The sequence below is a fragment of the Enterobacter soli ATCC BAA-2102 genome (assembly GCF_001654845.1).
In the GTDB taxonomy this organism is placed as follows: domain Bacteria; phylum Pseudomonadota; class Gammaproteobacteria; order Enterobacterales; family Enterobacteriaceae; genus Enterobacter; species Enterobacter soli.
In genome coordinates, this window is sequence record NZ_LXES01000033.1 from 19,728 (window position 1) to 28,108 (window position 8,381).

General features: G+C 60.6%; 6 protein-coding genes. 3 read left to right on the forward strand and 3 right to left on the reverse strand.

Going from position 1 to position 8,381, the window contains the following annotated elements; translation table 11 throughout:
* Positions 1 to 3 precede the first annotated feature (3 nt).
* Both M987_RS11385 and entF read left to right on the forward strand, forming a co-directional pair.
* Positions 4 to 216: an MbtH family protein gene (locus tag M987_RS11385; protein ID WP_014069263.1), complete on the forward strand. Its 213-nt coding sequence runs from the start codon at positions 4 to 6 to the stop codon at positions 214 to 216.
* A complete protein-coding gene (gene entF / locus M987_RS11390; RefSeq protein ID WP_014069264.1) occupies positions 213 to 4,073 on the forward strand; it encodes an enterobactin non-ribosomal peptide synthetase EntF in 3,861 nt (1,286 codons plus the stop codon). Before M987_RS11385 ends, entF begins: the two co-directional genes overlap by 4 nt.
* A 58-nt stretch (positions 4,074 to 4,131) precedes the next feature.
* Here the strand turns inward: entF and fepC are convergent, their stop codons facing one another.
* Genes fepC through fepD form a run of 3 tightly spaced genes read right to left on the reverse strand, consistent with a single transcriptional unit; the run spans position 4,132 to position 6,922 of the window.
* Positions 4,132 to 4,932: an iron-enterobactin ABC transporter ATP-binding protein gene (fepC, locus tag M987_RS11395; protein ID WP_014069265.1), complete on the reverse strand. Its 801-nt coding sequence runs from the start codon at positions 4,930 to 4,932 to the stop codon at positions 4,132 to 4,134.
* On the reverse strand, positions 4,929 to 5,921 hold the full coding sequence (gene fepG / locus M987_RS11400) for an iron-enterobactin ABC transporter permease (RefSeq protein ID WP_014069266.1): 993 nt from the start codon (positions 5,919 to 5,921) through the stop codon (positions 4,929 to 4,931). Before fepG ends, fepC begins: the two co-directional genes overlap by 4 nt.
* Positions 5,918 to 6,922 carry a Fe(3+)-siderophore ABC transporter permease gene (fepD, locus tag M987_RS11405; RefSeq protein ID WP_014069267.1) on the reverse strand — a complete coding sequence of 335 codons (1,005 nt, stop codon included), beginning with the start codon at positions 6,920 to 6,922 and terminating at the stop codon, positions 5,918 to 5,920. The genes fepG and fepD overlap by 4 nt, the downstream gene beginning before the upstream one ends.
* A 112-nt stretch (positions 6,923 to 7,034) precedes the next feature.
* Between fepD and entS the strand changes: the two genes are divergently transcribed.
* Positions 7,035 to 8,282, forward strand: a complete 1,248-nt coding sequence (gene entS / locus M987_RS11410) for an enterobactin transporter EntS (protein ID WP_014069268.1) — start codon at positions 7,035 to 7,037, stop codon at positions 8,280 to 8,282.
* Positions 8,283 to 8,381: the final 99 nt, after the last annotated feature.

The following is an 8,381-nucleotide window of genomic DNA, read 5'->3' on the forward strand; positions in this document are numbered from 1 at the left end:
TGTATGGAATTCAGTAATCCTTTCGATAATCCGCAGGGACAGTTCGCCATTTTGTGTAACGACCAGGCGGAATTCAGCCTGTGGCCGCAACAGTGCGCACTGCCTGCCGGCTGGCGTGTGGTGTGTGAACCGCAATCCCAGGAAGCGTGCCAGCAGTGGCTGGCTGAACACTGGCATACGCTTACGCCTTCCCATTTTGCGGGAGAGCGCGCATGAGTAAACATCTTCCTCTCGTCGCCGCGCAGCCGGGGATCTGGATGGCGGAGCAACTTTCCACGTTGCCGAACGCCTGGAGTGTGGCGCATTACACCGAGCTGAAAGGCGATATTGACGCGCCATTGCTGGCGAAAGCGATAGTCGCAGGCATGATGCAGGCCGACACATTACGCACGCGCTTTGCAGAAGATAACGGCGAGGTGTGGCAGTGGGTGGACGATGCGATGTCGCTGCCTGAACCATCGATCGTAAAAGCCGATTCTCACGCCGCCGCCGTGGGGCTGATGGAGGCCGATCTTCACCAGAATCTGCGCGTGGACAGCGGTCAACCACTGGCATTTCATCAGCTGATTCAGGTGGGGGAACGCCACTGGTACTGGTATCAGCGATATCATCATTTAGTGGTGGATGGCTTCAGTTTCCCGGCTATTACCCGCCAGATCGCCGCTATTTATACGGCCTGGAAAAAGGGCGAAACTCCGCCTGCATCACCCTTTACGCCGTTTGCTGAGGTGGTGGACGAGTACCAGCGCTATCGCGACAGCGAGGCGTATCAGCGCGATGGCGCATTCTGGGCAGAGCAGCGTAAGCAGCTTCCTTCTCCTGTATCGCTTTCTTCCGCGCCGTTGCCGGGGCGTGCAGCCACTACCGACATTCTGCGGCTAAAAGTGGTGGCCGATAGCCACGCCTTTAGCCAGCTTTCTCAGGCGGCAGGGCAGGTGCAGCGCACCGACCTGGCACTCGCGCTGGTGGCGCTGTGGCTTGGGCGTTTGACCGGACGGCTGGACTACGCCGCCGGTTTTATCTTTATGCGTCGCATGGGGTCAGCGGCGCTCACCGCAACCGGCCCGGTGCTTAACGTCCTGCCGATGGCGGTGAATATCGCCCCGCAGGAGAGCCTGCCGGAGCTGGCGCTGCGTCTTGCGAATCAGCTGAAAAAAATGCGCCGCCATCAGCGTTATGACGCCGAGCAGATTGTTCGCGACAGCGGGCGTGCGGCAGGGGATGAAGCCCTGTTTGGCCCGGTGCTCAACGTCAAAGTATTTGATTACCAGCTGGATATCGACGGCGTGGCGGCCACGACCCACACGCTGGCAACGGGGCCGGTAAACGATCTGGAGCTGGCGCTGTTCCCGGACGAGCAGGGTGGGCTGAGCATTGAGATCCTGGCTAATAAACAGCGTTACGACGAGGCAACGCTCACACGCCACGTGGCGCGACTAAACGCGATGCTGACCCAGTTTGCCGCCAACCCGGATCTGCGCTGCGGTGAAGTGGAAACCGTCTCTGAAGCAGAATATCAGCAGCTTGCGCGCATCAATGATACCGGGCTGGCCTTACCCTCTGCCACGCTTGCCCATCTGGTGGCGGAACAAGCGAGCAAAACGCCGGATGCGCCCGCGCTGGCGGATGCCCATATCGAGCTGAACTACCGCCAGATGCGCGAGCAGGTGGTGGCGCTGGCAACCCTGCTGCGTGAACGCGGCGTGAAGCCGGGCGACAGCGTGGCGGTGGCCTTGCCGCGCTCGGTGTTTCTGACCCTGGCGCTGCACGGTATTGTGGAAGCGGGGGCTGCGTGGCTGCCGCTGGACACCGGCTACCCGGACGACCGCCTGCGGATGATGCTGGAAGATGCGAAGCCGTCTCTGCTTATCACCACCGACGAACAACTTCCGCGCTTTAGCGATCTGCCGATAACGTCATTTAGTTACAACACACTATTACCTGTTGCGGGCCACGAGCCGCTCAACCTGGCGAAGCCGGAACAGACCGCGTATATCATCTTTACCTCCGGCTCCACGGGGCGCCCGAAAGGGGTGATGGTCGGGCATACTGCCATCGTCAACCGCCTGATGTGGATGCAGGATCACTACCCGCTGGACGCGCGCGATGTGGTGGCGCAAAAAACGCCGTGCAGCTTTGACGTGTCGGTGTGGGAATTCTGGTGGCCGTTTATCGCTGGCGCGAAGCTGGTAATGGCCGAGCCAGAGGCGCACCGCGATCCACAGGCGATGCAGAGTTTCTTCGCCCAGTATGGCGTCACCACCACTCACTTTGTGCCGTCGATGCTGGCGGCATTTGTAGCCTCGCTGACGCCGGAAAATGCCGACTGCTGCAAAACGCTGAAACAGGTGTTCTGTAGCGGGGAAGCGCTGCCAGCCGAACTGTGCCGCGAGTGGGAGCAGCTTACCGGTGCACCGCTGCATAACCTGTATGGCCCAACGGAAGCGGCTGTGGACGTGAGCTGGTATCCGGCGTTTGGCCCTGAGCTGGCGGCGGTTGACGGCAACAGCGTACCGATTGGTTTCCCGGTGTGGAATACGGGGCTGCGCATTCTGGATGCGATGATGCGCCCGGTGCCGTTTGGCGTGGCGGGCGATCTGTATCTTACCGGTATTCAGCTGGCGCAGGGCTATCTGGGGCGTCCGGACCTGACGGCGAGCCGCTTTATTGCCGACCCGTTTGCGCCGGGCGAGCGTATGTATCGCACCGGGGATGTTGCCCGCTGGCTGGATAACGGCGCGGTGGAATATTTAGGCCGCAGCGACGATCAGCTGAAAATTCGTGGTCAGCGTATCGAGTTGGGTGAAATCGACCGGGCGATGCTCTCGCTGCCGGACGTGGCGCAGGCCGTGGCGCACGCATGTGTGTTCAACCAGGCGGCGGCAACCGGCGGTGATGCCCGTCAGCTGGTGGGGTACATCGTTTCAGAATCCGGTTTACCGCTCGACAGGGAGGCGCTTCTGGCCGCGCTGAAAGCACAGTTGCCGCCACATATGGTGCCGGTGGTGTTGCTGCAAATCAGCGCGCTGCCGCTTTCGGCCAACGGTAAGCTCGACCGTAAGGCGCTGCCGCTACCGGAGTTGACCAGCAAAACCTCTGGCCGTGCGCCGGAAAGCAAAACCGAAGTGGCCGTGGCGCAGGCGTTTTCCGCCTTGCTGGGCTGCGAGGTGAATGATACTGAAGCCGACTTCTTTGCGCTTGGCGGGCACTCACTGCTGGCGATGCGCCTGGCGGCGCAACTTAGCCGCGCGTTCGGGCGCAAGGTGACGCCAGGGCAGATTATGGTGGCGTCGACGGTCAGTAAGCTTAGCGGTTTGCTTGATTCGCAGATGAGTGATGAACAGGCGCAGCGTCTGGGGTATGAAACTCTGCTGCCGCTGCGTGAAAGCCAGGGTCCAACGCTGTTTTGCTTCCATCCGGCATCGGGTTTTGCCTGGCAATTTAGCGTGCTGGCGCGCTACCTTAGCCCGCGCTGGTCGATAACGGGCATTCAGTCCCCGCGCCCGGATGGGCCGATGCAGCAGTGTGCCGATCTGGATGGCGTGATTGGACATCATCTGGCGACACTGCGCGCGCAGCAGCCGCACGGGCCGTACTATGTGCTGGGTTATTCACTGGGTGGCACGCTGGCGCAGGGGATTGCCGCGCGACTGCGTGAGCAGGGGGAAATGGTCGCATTCCTCGGCCTGCTGGATACCTGGCCGCCGGAAACGCAAAACTGGGCGGAGAAAGAGGCAAACGGCCTTGATCCTGAAGTGCTGGCGGAAATTGAGCGCGAGCGTCAGGCGTTTATTGCTGCGCAGCAGGGGCAGGGTTCCAGTGAGCTGTTTACCGCCATTGAAGGCAACTACGCTGATGCCGTGCGCTTGCTGACGACGGCGCACAGTTCACGCTTTGACGGCAAAGCGACGCTGTTTGTCGCCGAGCGCACGCGAACCCAGGACCCGCATCAGGCATGGGCACCGTGGGTGGGTGAGCTTGAGGTTTACAGCCAGGATTGCGCCCACGTGGATATCATTTCACCGCAGGCGTTTGAGAAGATTGGGCCGGTATTGAAGGATATACTGGGATAGTGCAAATCTTCCCCTCACCCTAACCCTCTCCCTGTGGGAGAGGGCCGGGGTGCGGGCATCAGCCCGCACGTTTCCCCAACGGCACCACCAGCGGCGTTCCCGCTACAGGATCCGCAATAATCATGCAGCGCATTCCGTAGATCCGCTCGATAAGCTCCGGCGTTACAATCTCTTTCGGCGCGCCCTGCGCCACAATCTCGCCATCTCGCAGCGCAATCAGGTGCGTCGCGTAACGGCAGGCCTGATTTAAATCGTGCAGTACCGCCGCCAGGGTATAACCCTGCGTGCGGTTCAGCTCGCTTAACAACTCCAGCAGATCAATCTGGTGGCTGATATCAAGCCAGGTCGTGGGCTCATCCAGCAGCATAATCGACGTTTCCTGCGCCAGCACCATGGCTATCCACGCACGCTGACGCTGTCCGCCGGAAAGGGTATCCACACTTTGCTGAGCAAGCTCAGTGATGCCCGTCGCCTGCATTGCGCGGTTCACTGCTTCGTCATCTTCTTTGCGCCAGCGGGTGAACAGCGGCTGATGGGGATAACGCCCGCGCGCTACCAGCTCCTGAACCGTGATATCCCCCGGCGTGGTGGCGTTTTGCGCCAGCAGCCCGATGTGCCGTGCCACCTCTTTGCTGGCAAAGCGCTGGATCTGCTCGCCATCGAGGTACACGCTGCCGTGAACCGGCGTCATCAGGCGGCTCAGCGTTCGCAGCAGGGTCGATTTACCGCAGCCGTTCGGTCCGATAATCGCTGTAAAATGGCCGTCCGGGATCGCCACGGTCAAATCCTTAGCAATGATTTTTTTACCGTAGCCAAGGGTTAAGTTGTCGCCGCGCAAGCGGGTTGCTGTCTCTGTCATTTCTTGCGTGACTCCTGAACTAACAAGATGATGAGGTAAATACCGCCCAGACTCACGGTTACCACACCGACCGGAAGTTGATAAGGCATAAACAGTTGCTGGGCGCACAGATCGGCCGCCAGCAACAGCAGCGAACCGCACAGCGCGGCCTGGGTTAAGCCCCAGCGCGCGGTTCCGGAAAGCCGCCGGGCAATATGTGGCGCAACCAGCGCAATAAACGAAATAGGCCCGGCAATGGCGGTGGCGGCAGCGGTCAGTAACACGGCCACCAGCATCAGCATCAGACGTGAACGCTCGACGCTCACCCCTAGCGCGCAGGCGCTGTCGTCGCCCATCTCCAGCAAACGCATCCTGCGGACCAGCAGCAGTGCGCCGATAAACATCAGCAGGATCAGCGGCGCAGCAGGCCAGGTTTTAGCCCATGTCAGACCGTTCAACGAACCGGCATACCACAGCCCTGCGGAAAGCGCAGTTTCCAGAGAGGCCTGCAATAACAGCCAGGTGTTGAAGGCCATCAGCATGGCACGTACGCCAATGCCAATGATGATCAGGCGGAAGGTGTCGATGCCGTTACGCCAGGCCAACGCCCAGATAACCAGTGACGTCAAAATCCCCCCGGCCATCGCGGTAAAGGTAATGGCCGTGAGGTGCTGACCAAACAGCACCATCGCCACCAGCACGCCGCTCCAGGCTCCGGTATTCAGGCCCATCACGTCCGGGCTGCCGAGCGGGTTGCGCATCAGTGACTGGAAAATGGCCCCGCTGACACCCAGCGCCGCACCCACCAGAATGGCCATCGCGACGCGCGGCAGGCGCCATTCGGTGACCACCATGGTGATACTGCGTGGTGCGCTGCCGGTCAGGGCGTTAAAGACCTGGGAAAAATCGAGCGTCACCGCACCGCTGCGCAGGCTCCAGACTGCCAGTAACACACTGACGATAATCAGCAGGAATATGCTGGTGAGTAAACGCCGGGATGGAGCCATCATGCGCCGCCTCCGCGTTTACGTCGCACCAGGAAAATCAGCACCGGTGCACCTATAAACGCACTCACCACCGACACGCGCAGCTCGCCGGGAACCAAAAGGCGACCCACAACATCGGCGAACAACAGCAGAGCAGGCGTGGCGAGCAGCGTGACGGGTATCGACCAGCGGTGATCGGCACCCACCAGCCAGCGTGCCATATGCGGCATCATCAGACCGATAAAGGCAATCGGGCCAACCACAGCCGTTGCGCTGCCGCACAGTACGGTGATGGCGAGAAGCCCGGTTAACTGCGTGCGTGCAACCCGGTTGCCGAGCGCGGTGGCGGTATCGCTACCAAGACTCAGGCTGTTGAGCGAGCGGCTCATAAACAGCGCCACGGCGGCGGCAAGCGTCACCGGGATGATGACTGCCTTCAGGGTTTGAAGCGTGCGGATATCCAGCGAGCCGGCCTGCCAGAAACGCAGCTGATCGTAAACGTCCGGATTGAGCAGGGCGATGCCGTTGGTTAACCCTTCCAGCACCGCCGCAAGGGCAACACCTGCCAGCGTCAACCGTACCGGGCTGAGCTGCCCTCCGCCCTGACTGCCGGTAAATGCCACCACCAGCGAGGCCGCCAGTGCGCCACAAAAAGCCATCACCAGTTGTTCAGAGGGGGAGGTTAAACCAAACAGCGCCGCGCCAAGCACGATGGCAAAACTGGCGCCGGAGTTAACGCCCAGAATACCCGGGTCGGCCAGTGGGTTACGGGTGAGCGTTTGCATCAGCGCCCCGGCGAGACCCAGTGCGCCACCGGCAAGCAATCCGGCCAGGGTGCGGGGCAGACGGGCGTCCAGTACGATGGTGCAGTCGGCACTCTGACAGGTGCCGGAGAGCGCATCGACAATAACGGAAGCCGGCAGCGATTTCGCGCCAACCAGCAAACTGAATGCAATCGCAAGGATCAACAGCAGCAATAAAACGGGCACGGCAATGGCGCGCACCGCGGAAGAGGAAAACGACATAGCAACGTCCATGATTTGATAATGATAGTAATTATCGTTATCTATCTTATTTGGCTATGTTAGCATGTGCCGCCATGGAATTGGTATAAAAGAAACCAGACAAGGCCTTGTAATGACCCAAAAATCCTGGCTGCTCAACCTCAGCCTGCTCAAAACACATCCGGCGTTTCGCGCCGTCTTTATCGCCCGTTTTATCTCCATTTTATCCCTTGGCCTGCTCGGCGTGGCCGTGCCGGTACAAATCCAGGCGATGACGCACTCCAGCTGGCTGGTGGGGCTTTCCGTGACCTTAACCGGCGGGGCGATGTTTATTGGCCTGATGGTTGGTGGGGTACTGGCAGACAGGTACGAGCGCAAAAAGCTGATCCTGCTGGCGCGCGGCACCTGTGGGGTGGGGTTTATCGGGTTGTGTCTGAACGCCATGCTGCCGGAGCCATCGCTGATTGCGATTTACGCGCTGGGGCTGTGGGACGGCTTTTTTGCTTCGATTGGGGTGACTGCACTGCTGGCGGCAACGCCTGCGCTGGTCGGGCGCGAGAACCTGATGCAGGCGGGGGCGATCACCATGCTGACCGTACGTCTGGGTTCGGTGATTTCGCCGATGGTGGGGGGCCTGCTGCTGGCAACGGGCAACGTGGCGTGGAACTATGGCCTGGCGGCGGCGGGGACGTTTATCACCACCTTAACGTTGCTGCGTTTACCGCTGCTGCCGCCACCGCCGCAGCAGCGTGAGCACCCGCTGAAATCGCTGATGGCCGCGATCCGTTTTCTGTTCAGTAATCCGCTGATTGGCGGCATCGCCCTGCTGGGCGGTTTGCTGACAATGGCGAGTGCCGTGCGCGTGCTCTACCCGGCGCTGGCAGGCGAATGGCAGATGAGTGCTTCCGAGATTGGCGTGCTGTATGCGGCTATTCCGCTGGGTGCAGCATGCGGCGCGCTGACCAGTGGCAACCTGGCGCAGAGCGCGCGTCCTGGGCTCATTATGCTGGTGGCGACGCTGGCTTCGTTTATCGCGATTGGCTTCTTTAGCCTGATGCCGGTGTGGGCGCTGGGCGTGATTTGTCTGGTCATCTTTGGCTGGCTGAGCGCTATCAGTTCGCTGTTGCAGTACACGCTGATCCAGACGCAGACGCCGGAAGGGATGCTGGGGCGTATTAATGGCCTGTGGACGGCACAGAACGTCACGGGTGATGCGATTGGCGCGGCGATCCTCGGCGGGCTTGGTGCAATGATGACCCCGATGGCATCGGCGAGCAGCAGTGGTTTTGCGCTGGCGATGGTGGGGGTAATTTTGTTGGTGTGCCTGGTGGAGTTGAGACGGTTCCGGCAGGACGTTGTGTTGAATGACAGTGCGGCCTGATGCCCTCACCCTCTCCCTCCGGGCTGAGGGTTCCCCAGTAATGTTTGTCTTTATTTAGCGATGACATTTCGCCATTGAAATAAAAGACTTACCGCGGCG